Annotated in this window: 21 protein-coding genes; 11 read left to right on the top strand and 10 right to left on the bottom strand. The window is 38.6% G+C overall.

All coding sequences use genetic code 11. The features are described 5' to 3' along the window. Positions 1-18: 18 nt before the first annotated feature. Positions 19-1,527, top strand: coding sequence for a RagB/SusD family nutrient uptake outer membrane protein (locus IM793_RS13600; RefSeq protein ID WP_193422202.1), 1,509 nt, complete (start codon positions 19-21; stop codon positions 1,525-1,527). A gap of 130 nt (positions 1,528-1,657) precedes the next feature. Here IM793_RS13600 and treF read toward each other — a convergent pair whose 3' ends face one another. Continuing rightward, positions 1,658-3,232 (bottom strand): alpha,alpha-trehalase TreF, encoded by a 1,575-nt coding sequence (treF, locus tag IM793_RS13595; protein ID WP_193422200.1) that lies wholly within the window; start codon positions 3,230-3,232, stop codon positions 1,658-1,660. Between the two features lie 139 nt (positions 3,233-3,371). Between treF and IM793_RS13590 the strand changes: the two genes are divergently transcribed. Continuing rightward, entirely contained in the window at positions 3,372-4,061 is a 690-nt protein-coding gene (locus IM793_RS13590) for an NAD-dependent epimerase/dehydratase family protein (protein WP_193422198.1), read from the top strand. A gap of 71 nt (positions 4,062-4,132) precedes the next feature. Here IM793_RS13590 and IM793_RS13585 read toward each other — a convergent pair whose 3' ends face one another. Then, the gene (locus tag IM793_RS13585) at positions 4,133-4,891 is read right to left on the bottom strand and encodes a M57 family metalloprotease (protein ID WP_193422196.1); all 759 of its coding nucleotides are present in this window, start codon (positions 4,889-4,891) and stop codon (positions 4,133-4,135) included. A 306-nt stretch (positions 4,892-5,197) separates the two neighbouring features. Between IM793_RS13585 and IM793_RS13580 the strand changes: the two genes are divergently transcribed. Continuing rightward, entirely contained in the window at positions 5,198-5,515 is a 318-nt protein-coding gene (locus IM793_RS13580; RefSeq protein WP_193422194.1) for a hypothetical protein, read from the top strand. 180 nt (positions 5,516-5,695) lie between these two features. Here the strand turns inward: IM793_RS13580 and IM793_RS13575 are convergent, their stop codons facing one another. Beyond that, positions 5,696-5,875 (bottom strand): hypothetical protein, encoded by a 180-nt coding sequence (locus IM793_RS13575; RefSeq protein ID WP_090765130.1) that lies wholly within the window; start codon positions 5,873-5,875, stop codon positions 5,696-5,698. A gap of 256 nt (positions 5,876-6,131) precedes the next feature. Beyond that, entirely contained in the window at positions 6,132-6,833 is a 702-nt protein-coding gene (locus IM793_RS13570; RefSeq protein ID WP_193422192.1) for an SAM-dependent methyltransferase, read from the bottom strand. A 278-nt stretch (positions 6,834-7,111) separates the two neighbouring features. Here IM793_RS13570 and IM793_RS13565 point away from each other — a divergent pair, with 278 nt between their 5' ends. Beyond that, the gene (locus tag IM793_RS13565) at positions 7,112-8,725 is read left to right on the top strand and encodes a DUF6600 domain-containing protein (RefSeq protein ID WP_193422190.1); all 1,614 of its coding nucleotides are present in this window, start codon (positions 7,112-7,114) and stop codon (positions 8,723-8,725) included. A 276-nt stretch (positions 8,726-9,001) separates the two neighbouring features. Here the strand turns inward: IM793_RS13565 and IM793_RS13560 are convergent, their stop codons facing one another. Further along, positions 9,002-9,628, bottom strand: a complete 627-nt coding sequence (locus tag IM793_RS13560; RefSeq protein ID WP_193422188.1) for an HAD family hydrolase — start codon at positions 9,626-9,628, stop codon at positions 9,002-9,004. Positions 9,629-9,707: 79 nt separating this feature from the next. Between IM793_RS13560 and IM793_RS13555 the strand changes: the two genes are divergently transcribed. The 3 genes from IM793_RS13555 (at position 9,708) to IM793_RS13545 (ending at position 12,259) form a co-directional block, all read left to right on the top strand. Further along, a complete protein-coding gene (locus tag IM793_RS13555) occupies positions 9,708-9,935 on the top strand; it encodes a YtxH domain-containing protein (protein WP_121287508.1) in 228 nt (75 codons plus the stop codon). 63 nt (positions 9,936-9,998) lie between these two features. Beyond that, complete coding sequence (locus tag IM793_RS13550; RefSeq protein ID WP_193422186.1) at positions 9,999-11,399, top strand: MBL fold metallo-hydrolase RNA specificity domain-containing protein; 1,401 nt, start codon at positions 9,999-10,001, stop codon at positions 11,397-11,399. A 173-nt stretch (positions 11,400-11,572) separates the two neighbouring features. Continuing rightward, on the top strand, positions 11,573-12,259 hold the full coding sequence (locus tag IM793_RS13545; RefSeq protein ID WP_193422184.1) for a bifunctional 2-polyprenyl-6-hydroxyphenol methylase/3-demethylubiquinol 3-O-methyltransferase UbiG: 687 nt from the start codon (positions 11,573-11,575) through the stop codon (positions 12,257-12,259). 89 nt (positions 12,260-12,348) lie between these two features. Here the strand turns inward: IM793_RS13545 and IM793_RS13540 are convergent, their stop codons facing one another. The 5 genes from IM793_RS13540 to IM793_RS13520 all read right to left on the bottom strand — a co-directional run bounded on the left by IM793_RS13540 (position 12,349) and on the right by IM793_RS13520 (position 19,150). Next, positions 12,349-13,488, bottom strand: a complete 1,140-nt coding sequence (locus IM793_RS13540) for a M28 family metallopeptidase (RefSeq protein ID WP_193422182.1) — start codon at positions 13,486-13,488, stop codon at positions 12,349-12,351. 223 nt (positions 13,489-13,711) lie between these two features. Then, on the bottom strand, positions 13,712-14,650 hold the full coding sequence (locus IM793_RS13535; RefSeq protein WP_193422180.1) for a DUF6607 family protein: 939 nt from the start codon (positions 14,648-14,650) through the stop codon (positions 13,712-13,714). Positions 14,651-14,673: 23 nt separating this feature from the next. Further along, positions 14,674-15,879 (bottom strand): PepSY domain-containing protein, encoded by a 1,206-nt coding sequence (locus tag IM793_RS13530; protein ID WP_193422178.1) that lies wholly within the window; start codon positions 15,877-15,879, stop codon positions 14,674-14,676. A gap of 76 nt (positions 15,880-15,955) precedes the next feature. Further along, positions 15,956-16,666: a DUF4198 domain-containing protein gene (locus IM793_RS13525; RefSeq protein ID WP_193422176.1), complete on the bottom strand. Its 711-nt coding sequence runs from the start codon at positions 16,664-16,666 to the stop codon at positions 15,956-15,958. Positions 16,667-16,732: 66 nt separating this feature from the next. Next, entirely contained in the window at positions 16,733-19,150 is a 2,418-nt protein-coding gene (locus tag IM793_RS13520; protein WP_193422174.1) for a TonB-dependent receptor, read from the bottom strand. A 479-nt stretch (positions 19,151-19,629) separates the two neighbouring features. Between IM793_RS13520 and IM793_RS13515 the strand changes: the two genes are divergently transcribed. The 4 genes from IM793_RS13515 to IM793_RS13500 are packed head-to-tail and all read left to right on the top strand — an operon-like array spanning position 19,630 to position 26,084. Beyond that, positions 19,630-22,839 (top strand): SusC/RagA family TonB-linked outer membrane protein, encoded by a 3,210-nt coding sequence (locus IM793_RS13515; protein ID WP_193422172.1) that lies wholly within the window; start codon positions 19,630-19,632, stop codon positions 22,837-22,839. A 12-nt stretch (positions 22,840-22,851) separates the two neighbouring features. Beyond that, positions 22,852-24,369 carry a RagB/SusD family nutrient uptake outer membrane protein gene (locus IM793_RS13510; protein ID WP_193422170.1) on the top strand — a complete coding sequence of 506 codons (1,518 nt, stop codon included), beginning with the start codon at positions 22,852-22,854 and terminating at the stop codon, positions 24,367-24,369. A 27-nt stretch (positions 24,370-24,396) separates the two neighbouring features. Then, positions 24,397-25,083: a hypothetical protein gene (locus IM793_RS13505; RefSeq protein WP_193422168.1), complete on the top strand. Its 687-nt coding sequence runs from the start codon at positions 24,397-24,399 to the stop codon at positions 25,081-25,083. A gap of 17 nt (positions 25,084-25,100) precedes the next feature. Then, on the top strand, positions 25,101-26,084 hold the full coding sequence (locus IM793_RS13500) for a DUF5007 domain-containing protein (RefSeq protein ID WP_193422166.1): 984 nt from the start codon (positions 25,101-25,103) through the stop codon (positions 26,082-26,084). Positions 26,085-26,153 lie beyond the last annotated feature (69 nt).

The following is a 26,153-nucleotide window of genomic DNA, read 5'->3' as shown; positions in this document are numbered from 1 at the left end:
TCTTTTAACTATAATAACATGAAAAATAAATATATTTTCAATTTCGCTGTGGTTGCCTTAAGTTTTTCAGGCTGTACCAAGCTGGATGAAAACCTGAATGGCCAGGTTGGTAGTGGAGCAGTATCCTCAAATAATGTTGCCGGGGTATTGGGTGCCACATACGCCGCAATGATCGGTCCTTACCAGGCACCATGGAATTGGGCCGCTCTGCAGGAAGTAACGTCTGACGAAATTATAGTGCCCACACGTGCAGGCGATTGGGATGACAATGGTGCATGGCGCGCATTACATTTACATAAATGGGCACCAGATCATACCCGGATCTCGGATGTGTTCAGGGATTTAAATAGTATTTCTTATGTGGCTACAAGTGTTTTAAATGCAAGTCCAAATGCAGGGCAGGCTGCGCAGGCGCGTTTTTTACGTGCATTTGCCCAGTTTTCTGTGCTGGATGGCTGGGGGCAGGTGCCTTATAGGGATCCCGGTGAAGGCGTTACCAAACCATCCCGTGTAAGAAATGCAGCAGATGAAATTACCTACCTCATTAGTGAGTTAACGGCAATAATTCCAGATCTGCCTGCCGGACCCGCAAATGTTGCCAATAAAAATGCGGCCAGAACACTTTTAATGAAACTTTACCTTAACAAAGGAGCTTTCCTGAACCGCAATACACCAACTTTTGATGCTGCAGATATGGCCAGGGTAATTTCGCTTGCCGATGAAATAGCAGCCGGAGGTTATGTACTCACGGCAAACTACTTTGATAATTTTGCCCCAACAAATGATGTGCTTTCAACCGAAAACATTTTTACCGCACAAAATTTAGGTGGTGTAAATGGCAGCGATCTGGATGGTCAGTGGAAATGTACCACACACTATAACCAGGACCCGAGTGGTTACAACGGTTTTTCGACCCTATCAAACTTCTATGCAAAATTTGAAGCTGCTGATAAACGAAGAGGGGGATCTTATGCTGGCCAAACCAATGTTGCAGGTGTTAGGGTAGGGTTTTTAGTTGGTCAACAGGTAAACCAGAATGGGGTTGCCTTAAAAGATAGAAAAGGCAATCCATTGGCCTTTACGCCAGAGGTAAGTATTATAGAAAGAGACCCCAACCATTTGGAAGTGGCAGGTATCCGTGTGATTAAATATCCGATTGATTATGCCAACTCCGGATCTAAAAAACCTGATAACGACTGGGTTTATTTCCGTTATGCCGACGTATTATTGATGAAAGCCGAAGCCCTGTTAAGAACATCGCAGCCAGCAGCTGCCTTAACCATTGTAAATTCGATCAGAACGGTTAGAGGTGCTTCAATTTTGCCAAGTTTAACATTGGATATATTATTGGATGAGCGTGGCCGTGAGTTATATTGGGAAAGTTTTAGGAGACAGGATTTAATCCGTTTTGGTAAATTCCTTGCTGCATGGCAGGAAAAGCCGGCAAGTGAGGCTAAATACCTACTTTTTCCTATCCCCGATAATCAAATTGGTAATCCAAATCTTATACAAAATCCAGGATATTAAAATTTAGCAGACACCGAGGGGCCGAACCGTTAACAGGCTAATTATTTCTGTTAAGGGTTCGGCCTCTTTTTTATTAAAACCGATTGTATTTCATCAAAATGGATGAGAATAGGAATTCTCATCTCAATACTTATTTTTTCATCAGTTTTAAAAGTACACCATTTGTCCAGCCAAAACCATCCTGTAGTGGATATTCGCCACCACCACCCTTACTGTTCGTTTCTACCACATTATACTTTTCCATTAATTTTCCGGTTTCTTTAAATACCGAAATATTAAGGCTTATCCACCTTGTACTAATGGTATCGGCCAGTTTATCATAGCCATAATTGCGCAACCCCATAATGCTGATATATTGTAGCGGTGCCCAAGCATTTGGCGCATCCCACTGTTGTTTTGTTGTGGTTAAAGTTGTAATTAAACCGCCGGTTTTAAAAAAATCCTTTGCTAACTTCTCTTTAACAGCTTTCGCCTGTGCGTTTGTTGCCAGCTTAAAATAAAGAGGGAAAGCTGCTGCAAGCGTAAGCTGATTGGATAAAGAGCGTTTTTTCCAGTTATAGTCGGTAAAAAAGCCATGGTTTTTGTTCCAGAAATATTTAAGGATAGCTGCCTTACGCTTAACCGCCTTTTTAGCAAATACAGCAGCCTTTGTATTATTGCCAGCCTCTCTGTTTGCTGCCGAAATTGTAGTTTCCAGATTGTACAACAATGTATTTAAATCAACTGGAAGCAGATCTGTAGTAATAATCTGGCTATAGTTTTTACCGTCGGCAAACCACCTGCTGCTAAAATCCCAACCCGATTCTGCAGCAGAACGTACATTTCTCAGAAATGTGGATGGAGCTTGCTTTGTTGATTTTGCTGCTTCAAAATCTTCCCTGTACGATTCTTCACGTGGCTGATCGCCGGCATCGTAATAGCGGTTTAAAATGGTGCCATCTGTTAATTTTACGACATGGTTAATGGCTTTTCCATTACCTATCGCTCCGGCACCTTTCATCCAGAAATTGTACTCTTTCTCCAATGCATCCCTATAATCCCCAAGTTTTACATCCTTACTATGCTGGGCTAGCAGTTGAACCATAGCAGCAAAAAATGGGGGTTGCGAGCGTGTTAAGTAATACGTGCGGTTCCCATTTGGGATAAAACCATATTTATTGATGAGGAAAGCAAAATTATCAACCATATCTTTTATGGTTTCTGTTTTATCTGCCTTTTGCAGACCCAACATGGTGAAATAAGAATCCCAATAATAAACCTCCCTAAAACGGCCACCCGGAACAATGTAAGATTTTGGTAATGGAAGTAACGAAGTTTGAAAAGTGGAAACCGTATCCGGATTTCTTTTTAAAACCGTCCACAGCGTGTCTAAATGTTTTTCGATACCTGCATTGATATCCGAATGGTACGCTGCGTGATGGTTTTCAGGCAGGTTAAAGTATTCACTTACAAATGCCTTTAAATCAAAATTTTTGTCATTTTTGTGCGTAATATAAGCGTTCATGATTTCTGAAGGCTTCCTTTTTGGGATCGCATCCACGAAAGATTTACTATCAGGATAAATTCCTGCCATCTGAACTTGCTCAAATAAATTAGGATAGGTTTGCCTCGGACTCAATTCCTGCTGTGCAAATAACTGACAGGAAATAAATAATAAGCAGGTAAGCACCATTATTTTAATGCACGGCAGGTTCTGACTCTTCATATGGCTGGTGTTCTTAATAAGAATTAATTTATCATAAAAATATCTCTTTTTTGGCATAATCAGGTGAAAAGAATCTATCTGGATCTTATTAGCAAACAAAGATTAACTTACATTCGTTTTAATTATTAAACAGACTTCCATGGGAAAAACCAGAGATCAAAATAATGTTATTATTACCGGTGCTACTGGGATGGTTGGAGAAGGGGTATTGATGCAATGCTTAAATAGCCCTGAAATAGATAGGGTTTTAGTCATCAATCGCAAACCTTCTGGTTATAGCCATGCAAAGCTGAAAGAGATTATCCACGCTGATTTTTTCGATTTCTCGGCGATAGAAAGTCAGCTAATTGGTTATAATGCCTGTTTCTTCTGTTTAGGTATTACTTCAGTGGGCGCTGATCAGGAAACCTATTATAAAATGACTTATACACTTACCATGCATGTTGCGGAAACATTGAGCAAACTCAATAGCGATATGACTTTTTGTTATGTTTCTGGTGGAGGAACCAATGCGCATAGCCGTTTGAAATGGGCACAGGTAAAAGGCAAAACGGAAAGTGATTTAACAAAATTACCTTTTGAACAGGTGTTTAATTTTCGCCCGGGTTTTATCAAGCCATTGCCAGGCCAGAAATATGCACATAAATTTTATACCTATATCAATTGGTTATTTCCGCTTGGAAGGGCTATTTATCCGGGTGGATTTTGCACGATGGCTGAACTGGGCGATGCGATGATCAATACTTTGAGCCACACTAATGAGCGGCGGATTTTAGAAGGGAAAGACATTATTGCCTTATCAAAAGAACAAGCCCGGGTGCTACAATGAGCACCCGGGCTTATTAATGATCAGCTCCTTAAAGACTAGTTTAGGTTTGTTTAGTTGTTTTTTAGCAAATATTAATATAATACAGCAGTAGCATCTTTATCTTTTTGTGATAATACTGTGGCGCCTGATCCGCATTGGCCACCATTCATGATCGATGATGCATCGGTTCCGGTTACGCCAGGTACATTTGTTGCACTTGATTCACCGATAGCAGCCCAGTTAGTATGTCTGAATGAGATACAGTGACCAAACTCGTGACAAATTGTTCTGGCACGTTGTGCAAAAGAGTTACCGGCAATGTAATTTTTATTGATTTTAATCAAAGCACCTGCACTTCCTCCCGAAGGGAACTGTCCCTGGCCGCAAACACCATTTCCTAAATTTTCATTTTTGATCAGAATGTCATAAGGTGCTGTTGTTACAACGCTAAAGCGTAAGGTCGAATTTGGAACAGCATTCCATTGCGCAATAGCACTATTGATCTCACTGCTCATAGAGGTCATAGATGCATCTACAAAAATCCTGATATTCAATTTTTTCGTTGCATTTACGATACTTCCGGTATAATACTGTTCGGTTTTTAGCCCCGTATTAGCAGGAATTTCCATGTTTTTAGGAAATATAATATCTTCCTCAACAACATATTCATTTCCATTATCAACAATACTCGATTCAGGGAAGCCTAAATTTTTAATGTGCTGTAAAACCTTATCGGTATTTTTTACAGTTTCTTGTGGTTCTGGTGTTAATGTTTCCTGGTTTTTTTTACATGCTGCAATTACCACTGCAACCATCGCTACGATCGCGATTCTTTTTAGGTTTTTTTTCATGGGATATAGGTTAGTTAATCCTTAAGAGCTGATGAAACAAATGTAACCCAACGTGTTACATTATTTTTTACCTGTAGGATAATTTTACACCAAGACTTAACTAATATGCTTTGTAATGTTTTAAAGTTGTATTTGTATTTAAAAATTTACACGAACAGTCTGTTTTATGGGTGTTTTTTTATTTAAATAAGAGTTTTGAAGAAAAAACATAGTTAATTCCATGTCGCTCACCAATTAAAAAGGGTACTACCAGTTTATTCTTCTTACCTTACCAAATTATGGCCAGGAAGGCCCAAATTTTATAGTATGCAAAATGAGAGTATAGCCTTACAGGCGAAAGTGTTTTTATACCATTTAAATAACGCTAACAACGAGAATGGTTTTCGGGCTACAGAATCGTGGAAATTTAGCCAGGTGAGTGAGGAGGGAAAGGCCGCAATAGAGCACGATTTCTTCCCTACAGTTTCCTGTCATATAGATCCCAAAAAGATACACGATTTTACAGCGAGTGTATTATCGCAGCTTAAAGAGCAGCCCAAAGTTAATGTGCCCAATCTTAATGTTAGTATCCAAGCCGGGTCTGAATATTTTATTGCCTTTTCTCCTGACAGGGTGATTAGATAAGATTGGTATTGCGCAAAGTAAATTATGGCAGGTCGAATTTTGTCCTGCCTAAACTTCCGTCGGTAGAAGGTGCAATATATATCATTGCTACAGAGGGCTATTATCCCGGACATCCCATGGATTAGAGATTTATGAATAATGAAAAAGGTGATGATCTTGCAAGACCATCACCTTTTTTCATTATTTCTTATTATCGTATTTCCGCTGATTGTCCTTGTTCGAAGTCTGATCAGATCGTTGTCCGCCACCGTTGGTAATGCCCTGGATTTTTTTATCGGTTTTAACATCATGATTTGCCCGATCTGCTATTGAACTGCCCTGAACTGTGGGGTTGTTTTTTGGTGTGCCCGTATTTTTCATAATTATAAAATTTAGTGAATAATATTACAGAACGCTAAATTAACAACCAATCTGGTGCGGGATATGTTTTGATTTTTTTGAGTTATTATACTTCGATTAATCATCATTTCGAACAGAATGCATTGCAGCCGAGAAATCTAAGAAGAATGGATCTCTCCATTTCGCTACGCTTCAATCGAGATGACGACGATGTGAAAGGCATATGTGACCAATGTCAATCACCAATAAGCCAATGGCTACTGAACGAATGAACAACTTAGTACAACAAAAATATAGTTGGCTGTTTATGCAGGTCTATTTCTTCTTTTCGCCAGTTGTAAACACTTTGGGTTTTAATAAACTCATCTGTAGCAGTAAGGTTGCTGGCTACACATACCTGTGTATTGGGCTTGCAGCTTTTCAGCACTTCTTCAAAAAGCTGGTTATTGCGGAAAGGTGTTTCGATGAATATCTGTGTTTGTTTGTAGCGGCTGGCCGATAAATCTAAATCTTTAATCCTTTTGGTGCGCTGCTCTTTATCGATTGGCAAATAACCCCAAAAGGCGAAACTTTGTCCGTTAAAACCCGATGCCATTAAGGCAAGTAAAATCGAGCTAGGCCCTACTAATGGTACCACTTTAATCCCGCGTTTATGTGCTTCGGCAACAATATCGGCTCCTGGATCGGCAATGCCAGGGCAACCCGCTTCGCTCATCAAGCCTACATCTTTACCCGCATTAAGCTCTACAAAAAACTGACCTAAATCGGTGCGGTTATGTTTACCGTAATCGTGTACGATCAGATCTTTTTGAGGGGTTTTTAATCCAGCCTCCTTTAAAAACTTACGGGCTGTTTTACTGTTTTCAACAATGTAGGTATCAATCTGGTTAATGGTATCAACCAAATAAGGAGTAAACGTTTTGTGTGCTACCTCTTCAGCCAATGGTACGGGAATAAGGTATAAAGTGCCTTTTTGCATGCTACAAAAATACTCACAATAAATAGAATTTAAGTTCTAAAGTTTGTTGTATTAGCAATATAATCTCTTTTGTAAGCAAAGGTGTAGCAAATTTTATTTCTAACTGACTAATTTTCTGCACAATTAAACTTCACTTAAAACGTTAAATATTAGTTAAATATGCCCTGCAACGCAATATTTGAAGGAAAACGCTAAAACTATGCTTGCATATTAAACCTTCTTTAATTTTGGTTCTCTAATTGATACACACACATTAGGTTATTAAAATAAACACACAAATGAAAACACTGAAATCTACGGCACTTGTGCTGGGGCTCTTTGCGCTCCTTGCCGGAACCACAACCCTTGTCAGGGCACAAGACTATCAAAACGATTACCAGAATGATGGTTACAGTACTGGCAATATCTCTTTACAGACTTTTTACGATGAGCTTTCCCCTTATGGTACCTGGATTCAGGATCCACAATATGGTTATGTTTGGCGTCCGGATGTAAATCAAAGCGATTTTCGTCCATATTACACAAACGGGCGTTGGGCAATGACAGAATATGGCAATACCTGGGTTTCTAATTACGATTGGGGCTGGGCACCTTTCCACTATGGCCGTTGGGTAATTAACAGTTACAGGCAATGGATCTGGTTACCTGATACCAATTGGGGACCAGCCTGGGTAGATTGGAGAAGTGGCGATGGTTATTACGGATGGGCGCCAATGGCACCAAGTATCAGCATTAATTTAAGCTTTGGCCGCCGTTATGCGGTACCGGAATTCTGCTGGAACTTTATTCCACAGCGTAATATTTATATCAATACTTTCCCAAGATATGATTACGGTCGCAATAATGTATATATCCGCAACACCACCATCATCAATAATACTTATGTATATAACAGAAGAACTTATTATGGCGGTCCTAGGGTTGAAGATATCAGACGTGCAACCAATAGAGATGTAACAGTTTATCGTTATGCACAAAGTTCAAGACCGGGCGCAAGCAGGGTTGGTGGCAGAGAGGTTTCTATTTACAGACCAAGACCTGAACGTAATGCGGTAGATAATCGTAATGCTGCACCAAGAAGATTTGAACAAGGTAATGCTGGTATTGGCAGAGGCGGAAGAAACGAAGGGTATACCAATCGCGATCAAAGAGGCGGTAACCTGGGCAATAACGATAACCGTTTTGGATCAAGAGATAACCGTACTTCTACACAACCAGATAGAAATAATGGCACTGTAGGCAGAGATAACAATCAGCCAAATAACAGGGGCGAAGCTTATAGCAGGGATGCAAACGGACGTATTAGTCGTGGTGGCACTAACGGAATTGATAATGGGAACAGGCAGAATAATGCAAATCGTGGCCAGGATCAACAACGTTTAGATCAGATCAGACAGCAGCGTAATCAAGACCGCATGAGCGTCGATCAACAACGTAACCAACGTAATATGCAGCCACAGCAGCAAGGTCAGAATGATCAACAACGTGCTCAAATGGATCAACAAAGGGCACAACGTAATGAACAGGTGCAACAGCAACGTGCACAACAAGTACAGCAGCAACAGCAAGAAAGGACTCAACGCGATGCTCAGGCTCAGCAACAACGTAATGAGCAAATGCAACAGCAGCGTGCGCAACAAGCCCAGCAGCAACAACAAGAAAGAGCACAACGCGATGCACAGGCTCAACAACAACGTAATGAACAGGCACAACAGCAACGTGCCCAGCAAGCGCAACAACAGCAACAAGAGCGTGCACAACGTGATGCTCAGGCTCAACAACAAAGAGCTCAACAGCAGCAACAAAGACAAGAACAAAGAAGAGAAGCTCCGCCTCAACAACAAAGAGGTGGCGGTGAAAGTGGAAGACCATCAAGAGGTGGCAGAGGATAAAATGAAAAGTTCCGATGAAAGTCGGAACTTTTTTATTGATGAGCTTTTCTAAGGTGTGCTTAGGTGACTTAGGTTGTCATGACAATTAGAAACTTTTTTAGTAACATCTGGTTTTTAACCATCTCATTTTATGTTGACCACCTGAGTCACCTTAGAACATTTAAGTTTTAAGTGCGATCATCATCCTTAGAGTACGGCGGAATAGAGAGATCTATGTAAGTTAGTTTCGATATTTAGATTTCTCGGCTACGTTGCACTCCGCTCGAAATGACGTAACTAAGCTTGCACTGCCGCTGCATGTAAATTACTCAAATCATTCCCCCTAAAAGTGCTTTCGGCATTAGGATGCAGGTTTTCCGGATCGAGTAAAAAAGTGCTGATTCCCAGTTCCAGTCCGAATTTAATTTCCGATTCGGCATCATCGCCAATAATTAAAATATCCTCTTTGTTAAAGTGATGTAGATCAATCAACATTTCAAAAGTTTTCTTCTTATTGGTAGTAGAAACATCTACCACATGTACTTCTTCAAAATCATCTGCGATGCCCAGCATCTTTACTTTTGAAAGCTGTTGTTTTGGAAAACCGGCCGTTACAATAAATTTCCGTCCGATTAAACTTTTGATTTGGTGATAATCGTTGCTCGGCTTTAAAGGCTTTGTTACTTCTCTGTTTTGGAGATAAGAAATCACATCAGGCATTACTTCTTCTTTAAAACCGTATTTTTTTGCCACTTTTAGAAAAGGCGTTTTTAACATTTCCTGTTTGGCAAGTTGAAAATCTTCTTTGCTGATCCCTAAATCCACACTTTCCAATAAACGGTATAATTCGCCCATCAACTGTTCTTCGTTCGCTTTGGTAAAATAAATGGTATTGTCCAGGTCTATAAAAAATATGCGCTTCATTGTGGATTGGTTTTTGTAAGATGAAAAAAATAAAAACACCTGTGGGTTAAATATGTTTAATAAGTAAATCACTAAGATCATGAAAAAAGAGACAAAAATTATAGTAGGCGTATTAGCCGGAGCAGCATTAGGAGCAACCATCGCATTGGCATTATCATCAGATTCGACCAGCGATCTGAAAAGTAAAGTATCAGATTTTTTTGCTGATCTTTTAGATGCTTCTAAAGATAAATTAGCAGGTTTGGCAGATAAAGCCACAAGCGTTGCAGATAAGGTTAAAGATAAAGTAGCAGAAATAAATGCGTAAAGAATTGGAAGTGCCGGAAATATCCGGCATTTTTATTCTATATATTTTCTAACCAACATCTTGATGAACATTGCTTTTCATGGTGCCGCCCGTACGGTTACGGGGAGTAAGCACCTTATTACCTTAAAAAACGGTACCCAGATATTATTAGATTGTGGCTTATTCCAGGGAATGGGTCATGTTACCGATAAATTAAACGATTACTTTGGTTTCGATGCCAAAAAAGTTACCTATCTCGTTTTATCACACGCCCATATTGATCATTGCGGTTTATTACCCAAATTGGTTGCCGAAGGTTTTGACGGTAAGATTTTCTGTACCCCGGCCACTATGGATCTCGCCCGCATTTTAATGATGGATTCTGCCAAAATCCAGATGCAGGACGCTGAATATGCAAACCGCCACCTCCGCCACGGCGAAGAAATGGAAGAAGCACTTTATACAGAAGAAGATGTTATCAAAACACTTAGTCTGATGAAGATTGTGGAGTATGAAGAAGATTTTGAAATTGAACAGGGGATACGCTTGAAATTTACGGATGCTGGTCATATTTTAGGTAGTGCTGCAGTCCATCTTACGATTACCGAAGATGGCAAACCAACCCGCATTACCTTTTCGGGCGATGTTGGCCGTTATGGTGATCTGCTTTTAAAAAATCCCCAGCAGTTTGATCAGGCCGATTATATTTTAATGGAATCTACTTATGGCGATTCACTGCATAAAGATCTCGATCCGATCGAAGATCTGCTGTTGGAGATCATCAACAATACCTGCAAAGTAAAAAAAGGTAAAGTAATTATTCCGGCATTCGCCGTAGGCCGCACACAGGAATTGCTTTATGCTTTAAACGGATTGGAATTAAAAGGCAAATTACCTGATGTTCCTTACTATGTAGATAGTCCGTTATCGTCAAAAGCAACCGAAATTCTTAGGAATCACCCAGAAGTGTATAATAATGGGGTTAAAGAAACCTTAAAAATAGACCATGATGTATTCGGATTTAAGGGCTTGCGCTTTATTGAGAGTGTGGAGGAATCGAAAGCTTTAAATGAAGATCCAAGGCCATGTGTAATTATTTCGGCATCGGGCATGGCAGAGGCTGGTCGCGTAAAACACCACATTAGAAACAATATTGGTAACCAGAAAAATACGATTTTAATGGTGGGTTATTGTGAGCCAAATTCACTTGGCGGCAGGTTAATCGCCGGACAAAAAGTAGTTGAAATTTTCCGTGATGAATACGAAGTGAAAGCTGAAGTACAATCGATAAAATCGATGAGCGCACATGGCGATTATGAAGATTTATTACACTTTTTATCTTGCCAGGATCCGTCGAAAGTGAAACAATTGTTTCTGGTTCATGGGGAGTATGAGGTACAACAGCATTTCGCCACGAGGTTAAAAGATAATGGTTTTAAACATGTAGCCATACCAGAATACCATCAGGTGTTTGAAATTGAGTAACTATTAATCGTTGGTCTGGATTTATAATCCAGACCGTTTGCTTTCAATCTGATTTTATAAGGGTAACAAATCTCCTAGTCGGGATTACAAATCCCGACCAACTGCGGACAATGCACAGCATGGCAATTTTCCATCTTCCCTCATACCTCTTCCATTTTCCCTATCTTTGCCCCATGGATGTTTTTGGTAAAGCGCTAACAGATATTTATAGAACGGGAGAGGCAGAAACTCTTTGGCTGCACAATTCGTATGGTGAGCCAGAAGAAATGCCTTTAGAATTTTTCTTTCGTGATGATGAAGATATGCCTGTTTTAGAACTTCAGGCTTTGCACATGTGCAGTGGCAAGGTGTTAGATATTGGTGCTGGTGTAGGTAGTCATGCATTGCTTCTACAGGCATTTAATATTGATGTTACGGCTATTGATATTTCTGAAGCAGCAGTGAACATTATGAAAGACCGCGGTGTGAAAAAAGCATTCATTCAGGATGTTTTTACCTATCAGGAGAAATTCGATACCATTATTATGCTGATGAACGGTATCGGTTTAACAGGAAATTTGCCTGGTTTTAAAAATTTTCTGATCAAGTTAAAAGACCTTATCAACCCTAATGGACAGGTTATTTTCGATTCTTCTGATATTGCTTATTTATATGAAGATATGCCCAAGCCGCAAAACCAATACTATGGTGAGGTATCTTACCAGTATGAATATAAGGGCGAAAAAGGAAATTGGTTCAACTGGATTTATATAGATGAAGAAACCATTAAACGTACTGCAAACGAAACGGGATGGAATGCTGAATTGATTTTTGATGATGGAGAAGATCAGTATTTGGTAAAACTAACGCTAAAGGCATAATCAAAAACTAATTTTTAGGCTGAAATAGTCTGATTCAAATGCTTCTGCAAATACTAAAGGAAAATTACATTTGATTAATAAAGAAGCAGTTATTCCATCAGTTTTTGATTAAATCCAACAATTAATTTGAACAGATCTTTGTACTTGGTAAGGGGCAGGGTTTCGGGTTTGTCGAATATATCATGATAGGCTGAAGGGCCGCCCTGGGTATAAATGAAAAATGCAGGAACACCTTTTTCAGTAAAGAAATAATGATCACTGTTGGCTGCTTTACCTCTCTGGTTTATTTTTGAGAGATACTGATTTTTATTGTTAATGGCGTTGAGCATAGCAAATGCTTTAGGGTAAACAGATGCATTAACCACGGTCATCCCAGCTTCGCCAGTTCCAACCAGATCGAGGTTAAGGAGGAATTTTATATTATTTAAGGGAACCAAAGGGTTCTCTACAAAATATCTTGATCCTAATAATCCGGCTTCTTCAGCTGCAAAACAGATGAAGCCAATGGAGTAGGGTTGAGGATGGGCAGCATAATATTTGGCTAAACTCAATAAGGTAGCCACGCCAGCCGCGTTATCATTTGCGCCAGGGAAAAAGGTATTAGCACCCATTCCGCCCAGGTGGTCGTAATGTGCGGTAATGATTAATATGGAATCGGGAAATTTAGTACCCTTTACTAAACCGCAAACGTTTGCCGCCTCAAAGTTTGGAATGAATTTGTTTTCAATATCAACACTGATTTTTTTTGGTATTGCGGTAAAATTCTTTTTATTGAGCTGGATGGTGGTTACTTCTCCAACTTCAGTAGCTACAGACCAGGTTAATTTATCTTTTCGTGAAACTTGTAGTGATGACGAAGCCCGATAATTAAGGCTATCATTTGGAGTTAAATTTGCTACTTGTTTAATACCCGGACTCTCATTATTTACAATGAAATCTTTACCCGGAACAAGTTTTTGTCCATTGATGGCTACCATCATTTTTCCTGGGAAAGTATTTACAGGAAAATTAAAAACTTGTTTATATGCTGTACCCATCGGTAACAGTCCAATTTTTTGATAAGCCGCTACGAGGTAATCTGCAGATTTTTTCATCCCGTTATTGGTATAACCTCTACCCCAAAATTCTTTTGAGGTAAGGGTATTTACTACATTTCTGGTATAGGTAGAATCTTGAGCGAAGCTGTTAACGGTTAGAAATAAAAAGAAAATGAAGCCAAATTTTTTCATCCCGAAATTTAATAAAATAAAGTAGTTGTTAGTCGGGATTTGTAATCCCGATTTTGAAAAAATTCATCCGGTCGAGATTACAAATCTCGACTAACATTACGTTTGGCCTTTAATCCAAAGAACTACAAACCCAAGTGATACGGCATCGTTTAACAAAAAAAATGGCTGACAGTTAATAGACCATTGCCATTAACCATCAACCATTCATTATAATTTGACTGCTTTACTTTACCAGATAAGGCTGTAAAGCGGTTTTAATTTTTTCTTTGTTCTGATTTGCTGACCATTTTTCTTTAATAGATTGATCGCCCAAGCTAAAAAGTGTTTCGTAAAGCAATTTGCCATTGGCCATGGTCTGTACTTTGAAGGTGTTTTGAGATCCGATGATATCGGCCCAAACGCCACGTACATCAGCCCAGTAAGATTTTTGGCTGTTCCACCATTTTTGTGCATTGGCAAAAGTTTTAGGGTCTATTTTCGTAAATTCCTCATAACCTTTTTCAACGGCTAAAAGTTTATCGCCACTGGCAGAGCGCACAATTTTTTTATTGTCCTGCTCAAACATCCAACCATCTTTGGTAATCGTTATTCTGCTGCCGCGGTTTAACACATTGTAATCTTTACGTACGGTAGATTCTCTTCTTGGAAGTGGAGAATCGGTTTCACTAGACCAGGAATCGTGACCACCAACATGGCTCCATGTTCCATAGCCCTGGTAACGTGGACTATCATCAACCTGATAAACTTTTTGGGTCCATTTGCCTTTTACATCTGCTGGTGTTAAATTGCCTTTTTTCCATGCATTACCTTCTGTATAAAGCATAATGTCGGTATCTTCATAAGTCCAGTCCTGGCGCCAGTGTTTAATAACCGTAGTATCGTTAATGGCCAGCATATGTTGTATCACAATTTTTTTAGGTTCGTCAACAATAATTTCGGCCCATTCGTTACCATGGCTTTCGTAAGGTTTGCTAAATTTGTAATTTGGATCAGGTGCGGTTACTTCGCCATAATTGAAATTCACTTCATAGAAACCGGCTAAAGATTTTATTGCTTTCCGATCCTTTTCCAACATTTCTTCAGGCGAGTCAACTTTTGTTTGCGCATTAGCATTAAGGGTAATTAAACCGCTTAAGACTAAAAATAGATTTAAAAATTTCATGTTTATTATTAATTAGGATGTACTTATTTTTCCGCCATTGCGGGATTTTTTTTCTTTTTTCCTTTTCCCCACCAGATAATAAATCCGGTTATAGGTAAACTTGCTGCAATAAGACTGGCAAAAAATGCCATTATTTTTCCGGGAAGGCCTAAAATAGCTCCAACGTGGATATCGTAGTTCATGCCAATTACAGTTTCACCTCCGTTTTTTTCTGATTGGTTTGTTCTATGTAATAATTTGCCCGAGTACTGATCGAACTGTAAAATATCATAATTCCAGTAAGTTTCTTCACCACGGTAACCTGTGGCATAAATAGTTGCTGTACCGCCTCCCGTCGGCGACATACCAATACGATCTTCGTTTTTAAAAATCTTTTTGGCCTGATCAAAGGCAATATCAAATGGAACAGCATTACTGGTTTTTGTTGAGTCAGATTTTATTTCTACCACTTTTGGCGGGGTAGTGGTTCCTGATGCGACAACATAAACTGCTCCCTGAAACCATTGAAATGCCCACACCAAGCCAGTTAAAGCCAGCATCAGGCATATGATCATGACATAAAAGCCCAGTACATTGTGCATGTCGTAATTAATACGTTTAAATTTGGCTTTCCACTTTACTTTAAAACTCTTATCAAAGTTTGATTTTTTGAGATTTTTAGGCCACCACATCACCATGCCTGAAATGAGCAGGAACACAAAAATAAAAGTAGACCAACCGATAATCTGTTGACCAATGGGATGATTGATCAGCAAACTCCAATGAATCATTTTAACCACTGCAAAAAACTCATATTTATGATCGGCCACCAGGGTTACTTTTCCTGTGTATGGGTTTACCAGTACCAGATCGTAATAATCAACTGAGTCGAAGTACCAGAAGGCTTTAGCATCACCAGCTTTATAAGTGCCAAATTCCCATGCCCGCTCCGGCGCTTTATAGGTAGAAATAAAATTAATTTTCTTTTTATTTCCCAATGCTTTTTCGGCATTGGTTTGCAGCAAACTTAATGGCAGGGTTTTAGGGTTTGATGGAAAATCAACAAAATATGCTTTGCGGTGGATCAGCTCAGTAATTTCCTTTTGAAAAACATATATACATCCGGTAATGCCCAACATCAATACGATCAGACCCGATACGATACCTAACCACAGGTGCAGCCAGTCACTAATCCGTCGTAGTCGCGATTTTTTGTTTTTTGATTTTATTGATATTTTTGTTAGTGTCATTAGCAAGCTGAATAAAAGAACCAATTAGGCTTTTTCGAGACGAAAATTAGCTTTAAATTTTTTGTAAAATTTACGACTACTTAACCTCAGTAGTATAGGTTACTAAATGCCAAACTTTGTCGTAATCTTTTCCATTTAATTTTCCAGGTGTTTTATCTTCTGTAAAGGCTTCCAGGAAATAGTTTCCTTTTTGTTCTGGCTTGAAAGTGAATTTTCCTTCTGCATCGGTTTCGGTAGGCTGTGCTTTTCTTTCAGCATTTACAACCGTTAACTTCTGCTTTGCAAAAGGTGTTTTGTTGTAAATTACCTGATGAATTGATATTTCGCCTACACTTAAAGCATGTTTATCTGGTCTGATGGTTAGTGCTGCGGTAGCTGGGAAAGCGGTGTTAATTTTTGCGTTTCCTACGGCAACATCTGCAAAAGCATAATATTCAATTTTAGCTTTCTCATAAATGTCAGCAACTTCATGAACCACAGAAAGTTTATAAGTGCCTTCCTGATCTGGAGTGAAGCTTGCTTTAAAGAAACTTACATCGGCAGCAGTAGCTAAAACTTTCGTTGTTCCGTTTGGAGCAGTTAGAACCAGTTTAAATTCTTTTAAGTTGCTAAACCATTTTGCGGCAGAATCAGGTTCGTTGCTTTCGTATTCTCCGAAAAAAACTTTCACTTCCTGTACCTGCCCTTTTTTGCCTGTTGAAGCTGTTTCTATCCATAAAGCATGTGCAAATGCACTCGAAATGCTAAGGGCTAGAAATAAAAATAGTAATGAGATTTTAGTTTTCATGTTTTCTGGTTGGGTTTTAAAACCAGGAGAAATTGATCTGATCCAGCTTCTCCTGATTAATTTAATTTAAAATTTATAGGCTACACTTACTCTGTAGTTTCTTGGTGCTTCGGCCTGCCATGAGTAAACAGGTTGGTTATAAGTTGGCGCGTTCCAATAGTTGGTGTAATACGCACCGCTGTATAAATACTTATCCAAAATGTTAAATACATTTGCAGTGACTTTTATTTTTTTATTCGACCAGAATAAACCTCCGTCAAGTTTAAAATAGTCGGGAAGATTTTCATTTGCATTTTCACCACTATAGGTGCCAACAGCCCTGTCGACAAGATAGGTGAAGCCTCCTGAGATGCCGAATCCTTTAAGCGCTCCGTTCTGTAATGAGTAGGTTAACCATGCGTTAGTGGTATGTTTTGAAAAACCCGGTACCACCTGACCAACAAAAACGCCTTCAACTCCATCTGCTACCTTTGTTACTTTCGCATCGGTATAGGCATAGTTTGCAATTAAGTTTAATCCTTTAGCCAATTCGCCACGAATATCAAACTCTAAGCCCTGTGCTCTTTTTTCGCCAATTACGATGCTAAAAGTTTCTCCTGCCTTATTGGTAGGATCCCCGGTAATCTCGTTTTGTTTGGTAATCCTGTAAAGGGATAGGGTGGTGTTCCAACGGCCATCAAACCAGTCTTTTTTGATGCCAAATTCTTTATTGTTACCGGTAATGGGTTTTGCGGTACCACCATCGCGGAAAAAGCCGGTTTGTGGAGTAAAGGCTTCGTCATAAACCGCGTAAACAGAGGTGTTTTTGTCAACTGATACACTTAAACCTACCCTTGGGGTAACATGCTTTGCTTTATCTGCCGGGCTTCCGTATGCCGATTGGTTAACATAGGTATAACGGCCGGCAAGGGTTAAACGAACAATATTATCGAAAAATCCTAATTCATCCTGCACATAACCACTCAGGTATTTTTGATCCATTAAACCGCCTGCTGCAATTGCCCTTTCTTCTAACGGAGTAACACGGTCGAAATTTGGGTAACCGTTTGATGGGAAGCCATAATCAGGGTTGTATAAATTAAATGGAGAACCGGCCAGATCTAAATCATGAGATTGACCCCAATCGGCTATATAATTTTTCTTACCCCCATCAAAACCAGCTAAAATCCGGTGTACAATACCTCCGGTTTTAACTGTTCCGTTCACAAACAACTGCGCTAATTTCATGCTGCTTTCGGCATCCCATATCCCAACATTCCGAATGATGGTGCCATTTGGATCTACCGCCGATGGCCATGAGCTTGAACCATTTTGTAAATATTTATAATAAGCTGCCTGAGCAGTTAATTTCCAATTTTGACCTAGTTGTTGTGTTAGGTTCAATGTTATACTATGATCGTTGATTCGGGTAGGCTGTACCCCAGGTTGCGTTAATGTAAATTCTCTTGGTAAACTCGCATACCCGGCGGTATTAAAAATGTAATAAGAACCCACTTCGGTCATTTTTGCATTCTGCAAAGTATATTCTGCTGTTAGCTTAGTGCTTGGCGTGATCTGATAGCTCAGTACAGGTGCAAAACTGTAACGGTCATTTTTTTCGTATGGTCTAAATGAAGCTTTGTTTTGCGCCGCAGCGTTTAACCGGAATAAGAATTTACCATCTGCTGTTAGCTTATGGTCAAGATCAATTGTTGTACGGTATAAATCGAAGCTTCCGGCAGTAAACGAAACCTCTCCCTGGTTTAAACCAGTAGGCTTTTTGGTTACCACATTATACATTCCACTTGGATCGCCGTTGCCCAGCATAAATCCGGCAGGACCTTTAACAAACTCAATATGGTCAACAAAGCTCATGTCTTCCGTCAATGGTCCCCAGGAAGAAGAAACTACATTAAAACCATTACGCATGGCCTGAATTTGCGATCCGCGCATTAAAATATTGGTGTACATATCTCCCCAGTGTTCAAGGCGAACTGCACCACTTACATTTCTGATCAACCCATCACTCATGCTAATGATCTGCTGGTCTTTAAGGATTTGATTACTTACGATTTGAATGTTTTGTGGCGCCTCCAATAATGGTTCGTTTAACCTAAGTGTAGCAGAAGGTAAACTAACTTTGTATTTTTGATTAATACCTGCTATTGTAATTTCCTCCAGCACCTGATCATTTTCTTTTAATACGAAATTGATAACTTTCGTTTCTCCTGCAGCGATCGTAACACTTTTTTCTGAGGCATCGATACCAACTGCTGAAGCTTTAATTATATAAGTGCCGGCTTTAATGCGGTTTATGGTGTATAAACCATTATCATCTGATATAGTGCCCTGACCCTTGCCCTTTAATCCAATTGAAATATAGGGCGCTGGTTTTCCGTTAGAAGTGGTAATCGTACCCCTAATGGTCGAAAACTGCTGGGCGAAAGAAATTATGCTAATAAAGGTTAATAGAAATGTTAAACTGGATAGTTTGATTTTAAACATGATAATATTTATTTGGATTAATTCTAAACAGATGCAAAATAACGTTAGAAAATTGTATAATCCAAATTATTTTGAACTATTCTAAATAGGGTGAAATAGTAGGTGTTTATGGGAATTTTTAGTTTTTGGAACTTTTTTGTGTTAAAAAAACAGTTTAACGTTTTAGCTGCTATTCCCCCGCAGATTTTCTTGATATTTTCTTTATTAAAATCTATCTGCTAAGTAATTAGCTCTCCCTGTTCTAAAAATGCCTGAAAATGTGACTTTATTTGATTTAAATATGCCGTTTGATGCAATAACGCCATATTTTAAATTGCAAAAGTCAGGTGTTGAAGAGTTAAATGTTAATTAATGTTAATTAATGTTAATTTTTTAAGTTAAAATATGGTTTTAGTTAGCTAAAAAGTAGCTAAATACGAAGTAAAAATGTTGATACTTTTAGGTTATAATCAAACTAACTAACCACTAACTAATCATCAATGGAAAAAACTTCTACAAAACATTGCTATGTGAAATTTTTAACGGCAACATTATTTTATCTACTTATCCCCTGGCTGGCCTTCGCCCAAAAAACAATTAAGGGAACAGTTGTAGATCAAGCTAACAAACCCTTACCAGGGGTTTCGATCATCGAAAAGGGTACCAAGAACGGTACTGCTACTAATGCTGATGGGAAGTTCAGCTTAACAGTACAAAAAGATAATGCAATTATCACAGCCAGGATTGTAGGTTATCGTTCACTCGAAAAACCAGTATCTGCAAGTGGTACATTAAACTTTTCTTTGGAAGAGGATAATAATACACTGAATGAAGTGGTTACGATCGGTTATCAAAAAATTACCAGGAAGAAAAGTACAGCTGCGATTTCCAGCATTTCAGGTAAAGAGCTGGCTAACTTACCTGCGGCAAGTTTTGATCAGTTGCTGCAAGGTCGTTTATCCGGTGTAAACGTTCAAAACTTTACTGGTCAGCCGGGTGTGGCACCTACAGTATCTGTAAGGGGTAACTCTACAGGTAGTACAAGTTATGATCAGTTTAATGTAGTGAGATCACCACTTTATGTGGTAGATGGTGTTCCTCAATCATCTGACGAGTATGTTCCACCAGGAACCGGTACAGGAACCAACTACATGGCCGGACTCAATCCGAGTGACATTGAATCTATTGACGTATTAAAAGATGCTTCAGCAGCAGCTATTTATGGTTCAAGAGCGGCCAATGGTGTAATTTTAATTACTACAAAAAAAGGTGTTGGAGGTGATACGAAAGTAAGCTTTAACTCTTATTACGGTATGGTGCAACGTCCTAACTTAAGGCAGGCTACCATGGGAACTACAGAACGCAGGCAAAAAATGGAGGTGCTTCAAAGACAGCTTAGTTACGATCAGCGTGTACAACTGCCTTATATACTCACAGATAGCTTAAATCCGGCTTTTAATGGTCATACCGATTGGCAGGATTTATTTTATCAGACGGGTAAAATCAACGATAATAACCTGAGTATAAGCGGTGGTAGCGATAATGGAACAACTTATCGCTTTAGTGGTGGTTATTATGATGAAGATGGTATTGTAAAAGGAACGGGCTATAAACGTTACACTACACGCTTAAACCTTACCTCAAGAGCAATGAATAAAAAATTGATGATCAACCCAATATTTTATTATTCAAGTTCCAGCAGGGGTAGAGGCAACGAAGATCCAAACGATCCTTCCAAGCCCACTAAAATTGGTTCGGGGAATTTACCTTCCTCGCTCTTCAATATATCTCCGGAAAAATTGGATTATTATGTAAGTAAAGATGGTGAAAACCTAAATAAAAATGTGGCAAACCAGTTTGGTGTAAATCTGAATTTATCCTATGAGTTTAACAAAAATTTCACTCTAAACTCACAATCTTCTTATACTAATGACAACACCCGAAGAGATGTGAGCATGAGTAATGTGCTAAACAGTGGTTTTGGCAACAGTTCTTCCAGTTTCTCTTCGAGTGCAATGGGCTTAAGAACATCGAATTATCTCGCTTATAATGGTTCGATCAAAAAACATTCTTTTAGTGCGGTAGCGGGTCAGGACATTGAGTATAATCTGTTTCAAACTACCCAGGCCATTGGCTTTGGTGGTGCATCAGATAATATTCAGACGGTTACGGGTTTTAAACAGGAGAATATTTTCGGATTTTCAAGTTATGCGGCACATGGACTGGTAGCTTATTATGGTCGTTTTAATTATGATTATGATGGCAAGTATCTTTTATCCGGAACAATAAGGACGGATGGTTCATCTGGCTTTGGTGAAAATAATAAATATGGGGTGTTTCCTTCCATTTCAGCAGGCTGGCTTCTTTCAGAAGAAAATTTTATGAAAAACTTATCCAATAACCCTTTTACGCTAATTAAAATTAGAGGAAGTTATGGGGCCACAGGTAACGAAGATCGCAGAAATGCTTATGTACAATACAACCGCTATCTTGTAAATAATGGTGGATTTGAGGGAAACGGGATTGCTAACGGTGTGTTCTATGGCATTACGGGAGCTACTTCTTACAACGGTGTTACCGCTATCACTCCTAATTTTGTAAATGGTGTAGCACAAAAGGATTTAAGCTGGGAGAAATCGACCCAATGGAATATCGGTACCGATATGGAAATTGATAACGGTAGATATGCCATTTCGTTTGATGTGTACAATAAAGAAGTAAAACAAAAGCTTTTTAATATTGATTTGCCGGTTACATCAGGTTATAACAGTGCCTATACCAATGCTTTTGCAGTACGTAATGCAGGTTTGGAGTTGACTTTAACTGCAAATCCAATCCGTAAGGAATTTAAGTGGAATAGCTCTTTTAATATCTCTTATAACAAAAATCAGATCATGAGTTTGCCGAATGGTGGCCGTGATATTATTTTGAGTGGAGATCGTTTTGATAAAAACCACGTGCTTTCTGTAGGTAGTCCAATCAATGCGTTCTATTTATACCGTACAAAAGGCGTATTTTCTACTTCAGCAGATATTCCCCAGAATCCTTATACCGGAGAAAGGTATAGAAATAGTAACGGAACGTATAATGCAGGTGATTTTTATCTGGCAGATTTGGATGGAGATTATTTTATAGATGTTTTTAATGATGGTATCAATCCGGATAAAGCTCCAATTGGCGATCCTAACCCACGTTTTACCGGTGGTTTTACCAATAACTTTTCTTACAAAAATTTCTCTTTGGGGATTTTCGTAACATTCACTCTCAAGCGTGACGTACTAAATCTATTTGATTCAGATCGTTTTACGAACGCAACTGATGCTAATGCGGTATATAATTTTGCCAGTGTCTCTTCACCGGATCTAAGTCGCCTTAACATCTGGAGAAACCCTGGAGATCAGGCTGAATATGCAAAACTCGATTTGGGATCCTATCGATATTATTATACGGCTGCACAATCCTTTTTCCTCGAAAAAGGTGGCTATGCAAGGATCAGAAGTATCAATCTTGGTTATGATTTCAGCCCTAAAATCGTAAGAAAATTAGGCTTAAGTCAGCTGAAATTATACGCTATTGCTGATAACGTATATATGTTCCAGCAATCAAAAAAATTACCAGATGCAGAAGCTGTTAGCGGATATGGGGAGTATAATGGAACCGGATATCCTATTCCAAGAAAATATACTTTAGGTGTACAAGTTCAATTTTAATATCGTCAATAAATGAAAAATATAATCACAAAAATCGGTGTACTGATTACAATAGCTACGATGGTTACCGTAAGTTCCTGTAAAAAGTTATTGTATGAAGAACCTAAAGATGCACCTTATGAGCAAACATTCTGGCAATCATCCAGGGATGTAAGAAGTGCCATCGCCGGTAATTATGCACTAATGCGTAGTGCTATTACCTACAAAAACAATCGTTATTTTATGTATGGTGATGCTGTTGCCAAAAACTATTTTACGATACAATATGGAGGAGACGGCTTAGAAGGGATTCAGGGCGGAGATTTTACCTTTCAATACAATATCAATACGCTGGCAAATTATACCTTGTACTATAAAAGTATTGCCATGTCTAATCTGATTTTGAAGAAAGTTAATGCCATGAGCGATGCGCAATTGTCAACTGAAGGCGATCCTGCTCAATTCCGAAATTCGGCAATTGGTCAGGCATATTTCCTTCGTGCATTAAGTTACTTTATGATGGTAAGGGTATGGGGTGATGTACCATTGGTTACAGAGGCTTATGAAGATCCGATCAATGCGCCTCAATTGCCAAGAAGTCCGAAAGCTGAGATCATGAAATTGATTGAAAATGATTGCCACAAAGCTATTAATCTATTAAGCTGGAATTATGAGAATAGCGGAGATGCAAAAGTTACTGCAAATAAAGGTTCGGTATATGCCCTTTTAGCGCATTTGTACCTTTGGAGAGCAACAATGTCTGATGTTTCAGTTGATGCCCCTAATTTGACTGATGTAAATAATGCTGATACGACGATAAATACATTAATTAGCAAGGGAGGTTATGCTTTAACAGATACGGCTAATTATAAAAATACTTTTATTGGTCGATCTTCAGAAGGAATATTTGAAATTAACATTAGTGAGAATACATTAGAAGGTTCTAATAGTTCTATAGGGTCGTATTTTTTAAATGAGAATTACATTAAAGGTTATGGAAACAACCCACGTTTTTATACCAATCCTTCGTATCTTAAAGATCATTTCGAAACCACTACCGATATACGTTACAAAAAAGGCTTTGACTTAACTCAACCAGATAAGCCAATGAGTATAAAATACAGTAATGTAACATATAGAAATCCTGGTCAGAAGTTAAACCCCTATCTGAGTAATAATATTATCATTTTCAGATTGAGTGATATGAAACTGCTTAAGGCAGAGATTGCGCTTTACAAAAAGGATGCGGCTACAGCAACCAGTATTATCAATGATTTTAGAAAAAGAAATGATCCAGATCCGGTATTAATTCCGGCAGGAAGCTCTGTAGATCAGGTAATGGATGAATATGCCTATGAGCGTGGTAAAGAAATGTACCTGGAGGGACATTTGTTTTATGATTTGCTTAGGACTAGAAGATATACCCTCATTGTGGATTGGCTTACAGAAAGCAGGTTCAGAAGAGAAGGTTTTTATTGGCCTGTAGATCCCGCATTGTTTAGAAACAATACCTTATTGAAACAAACACCATATTGGTTGGGGAAAGTATAAGTTGTTTTTATTAGAGATTTAAAAAATATGAAAAATAATATATTAGTATATCTTTCATTACTATTACTGGCGCTAACGGCTTGTAAAAAAAATGATTATAAAAGGGATGGTGGCCCAAGTGATCCCAAAGTAAACTTAAGTACTTACGATTACTTAAAGTCTAACCGCAATTTTGATTCATTAGTGAAAGTGATAGACAGGGCAGGTTTAAAAGACGCTGTAAATGGTGATGTAACCTTTTTTGCAACAACAAATTATGGAATAGCAGAGTATGTAAAAGCCAAAAAATATCAGAAATCGATCGAACTTGGAGAGGAAAATTTTGATTTTGGCATCAAAGACATTCCGGTACAGGAACTGAATGATTCGTTAAAGACCTATTTATTTGCGGGCAAGATCAACAGAGAACAGATGACAGTTGGTGGTAAACTTTATAATAGTTTATTGGGTGCTATTCCAAATGTTCAATACATGATTAAATTGAGACGTTCTTACGACTACACACAGATTGTTAATTATGTAGATTATGTAACTTATACTAAAGTAATCGGAACCCGTGATGATAAGGAAACGGATCAAAGTGCTATTCCCGACTCAGAAAAAGACAAGGCTGTGGATTGCCAAACATCAGGAATCGTCACTACTAATGGTATCGTCCATGTATTAAATGGATACCACAGGTTGTTTTTTAATGCGCAATCGTTGGGCAATTAATTTAATCGCAATTAATTATGAAAATTAAATATATTTTAGGCTTATTACTCTTGTTAGGCGTAGTAGCATGTAAAAAAATACAAAATGGCTTTCTAAGTGATACCATTCGATATAAAGACAATAATATTTATGCGAAAAGAGGTTTGCCTCTTTTTCAATCAGATAGAATTAATGCAGATGGTTCTACGCCACCTTTTACCTATAAATTGCTCAATTTGAGAAAAGAAGATGGTTCACCTGCACCTGCAGAGTTCTCTAAAGAATATGAAATCACTGTTTTTAAAACTGGTGCCAATTTTGATCCTGAAACAGATGTAACCCTGGAGTTGCTGAATAAGAAAAGGGAGGTGGTTAAAAAGAAACCAATGGAGTTTAATGAATTGAGCGGTCAGCTTACCTTTAACAAAGCATCTGGTTTCTTACCTCTGGGAAGATATGTTTATGATGTAGAAATGACCAATGGTACTGGTACTAAGCTATTTCCTAAGTTAGCGACTATTAATGTGGTGGATCCAACAATAGATGATCTATTCGAGATTACTGATAATGTAGCTAATGCATTTAATGATGATACTGGCGTAGCGACACCCATGAAAAGGCCAACCATTACCTGTACAAAAATTTCATCTGCAGGTGCAAGGGCTATATTGAAAATGGTAGATAAAAACGGAAAAGTATTTAATCCGAAAGCAAAAGAAATTATAGCAAGGGGAGATAGGCCAATTTTTGAAAACTATGCTAAATTCAACCCGGTTATTCAAACTGATACAGCCATGATCTGCGATTTTGAGCTAGCACCGTTTCCTTTAACGAAATATGTTACACCAACTACCGACTGGGGTTTCTTAATGTATTACAGAATACCGAGTACCTTTATAAAATCAATAGATGGCTTTCCATCATCTCCAGGTTTCTCTGTAAACCCAAGGTGGTCTTGGAGACTCAAATTGGAAGGTACTTATGTTATAGAGGTTAAATTCCCTGATGTAACTAAAAAATAGAGAAGAATATCATTTTTCCTGATAGGAAGATAGCTTCCTGTTAAATACAAACTAAAAAACGGCAATTTT

It is taken from the genome of Pedobacter sp. MR2016-19 (assembly GCF_014947265.1).
Classification (GTDB): domain Bacteria; phylum Bacteroidota; class Bacteroidia; order Sphingobacteriales; family Sphingobacteriaceae; genus Pedobacter.
This window is presented reverse-complemented; position numbering and strand designations above follow the sequence as displayed.

Coding starts and splice junctions, on each gene's coding strand:
- IM793_RS13600 (WP_193422202.1), top strand. CDS start 19: ATGAAAAATAAATATATTTTCAATTTCGCTGTGGTTGCCTTAAGTTTT.
- treF (WP_193422200.1), bottom strand. CDS start 3,232: ATGAAGAGTCAGAACCTGCCGTGCATTAAAATAATGGTGCTTACCTGC.
- IM793_RS13590 (WP_193422198.1), top strand. CDS start 3,372: ATGGGAAAAACCAGAGATCAAAATAATGTTATTATTACCGGTGCTACT.
- IM793_RS13585 (WP_193422196.1), bottom strand. CDS start 4,891: ATGAAAAAAAACCTAAAAAGAATCGCGATCGTAGCGATGGTTGCAGTG.
- IM793_RS13580 (WP_193422194.1), top strand. CDS start 5,198: ATGCAAAATGAGAGTATAGCCTTACAGGCGAAAGTGTTTTTATACCAT.
- IM793_RS13575 (WP_090765130.1), bottom strand. CDS start 5,875: ATGAAAAATACGGGCACACCAAAAAACAACCCCACAGTTCAGGGCAGT.
- IM793_RS13570 (WP_193422192.1), bottom strand. CDS start 6,833: ATGCAAAAAGGCACTTTATACCTTATTCCCGTACCATTGGCTGAAGAG.
- IM793_RS13565 (WP_193422190.1), top strand. CDS start 7,112: ATGAAAACACTGAAATCTACGGCACTTGTGCTGGGGCTCTTTGCGCTC.
- IM793_RS13560 (WP_193422188.1), bottom strand. CDS start 9,628: ATGAAGCGCATATTTTTTATAGACCTGGACAATACCATTTATTTTACC.
- IM793_RS13555 (WP_121287508.1), top strand. CDS start 9,708: ATGAAAAAAGAGACAAAAATTATAGTAGGCGTATTAGCCGGAGCAGCA.
- IM793_RS13550 (WP_193422186.1), top strand. CDS start 9,999: ATGAACATTGCTTTTCATGGTGCCGCCCGTACGGTTACGGGGAGTAAG.
- IM793_RS13545 (WP_193422184.1), top strand. CDS start 11,573: ATGGATGTTTTTGGTAAAGCGCTAACAGATATTTATAGAACGGGAGAG.
- IM793_RS13540 (WP_193422182.1), bottom strand. CDS start 13,488: ATGAAAAAATTTGGCTTCATTTTCTTTTTATTTCTAACCGTTAACAGC.
- IM793_RS13535 (WP_193422180.1), bottom strand. CDS start 14,650: ATGAAATTTTTAAATCTATTTTTAGTCTTAAGCGGTTTAATTACCCTT.
- IM793_RS13530 (WP_193422178.1), bottom strand. CDS start 15,879: ATGACACTAACAAAAATATCAATAAAATCAAAAAACAAAAAATCGCGA.
- IM793_RS13525 (WP_193422176.1), bottom strand. CDS start 16,666: ATGAAAACTAAAATCTCATTACTATTTTTATTTCTAGCCCTTAGCATT.
- IM793_RS13520 (WP_193422174.1), bottom strand. CDS start 19,150: ATGTTTAAAATCAAACTATCCAGTTTAACATTTCTATTAACCTTTATT.
- IM793_RS13515 (WP_193422172.1), top strand. CDS start 19,630: ATGGAAAAAACTTCTACAAAACATTGCTATGTGAAATTTTTAACGGCA.
- IM793_RS13510 (WP_193422170.1), top strand. CDS start 22,852: ATGAAAAATATAATCACAAAAATCGGTGTACTGATTACAATAGCTACG.
- IM793_RS13505 (WP_193422168.1), top strand. CDS start 24,397: ATGAAAAATAATATATTAGTATATCTTTCATTACTATTACTGGCGCTA.
- IM793_RS13500 (WP_193422166.1), top strand. CDS start 25,101: ATGAAAATTAAATATATTTTAGGCTTATTACTCTTGTTAGGCGTAGTA.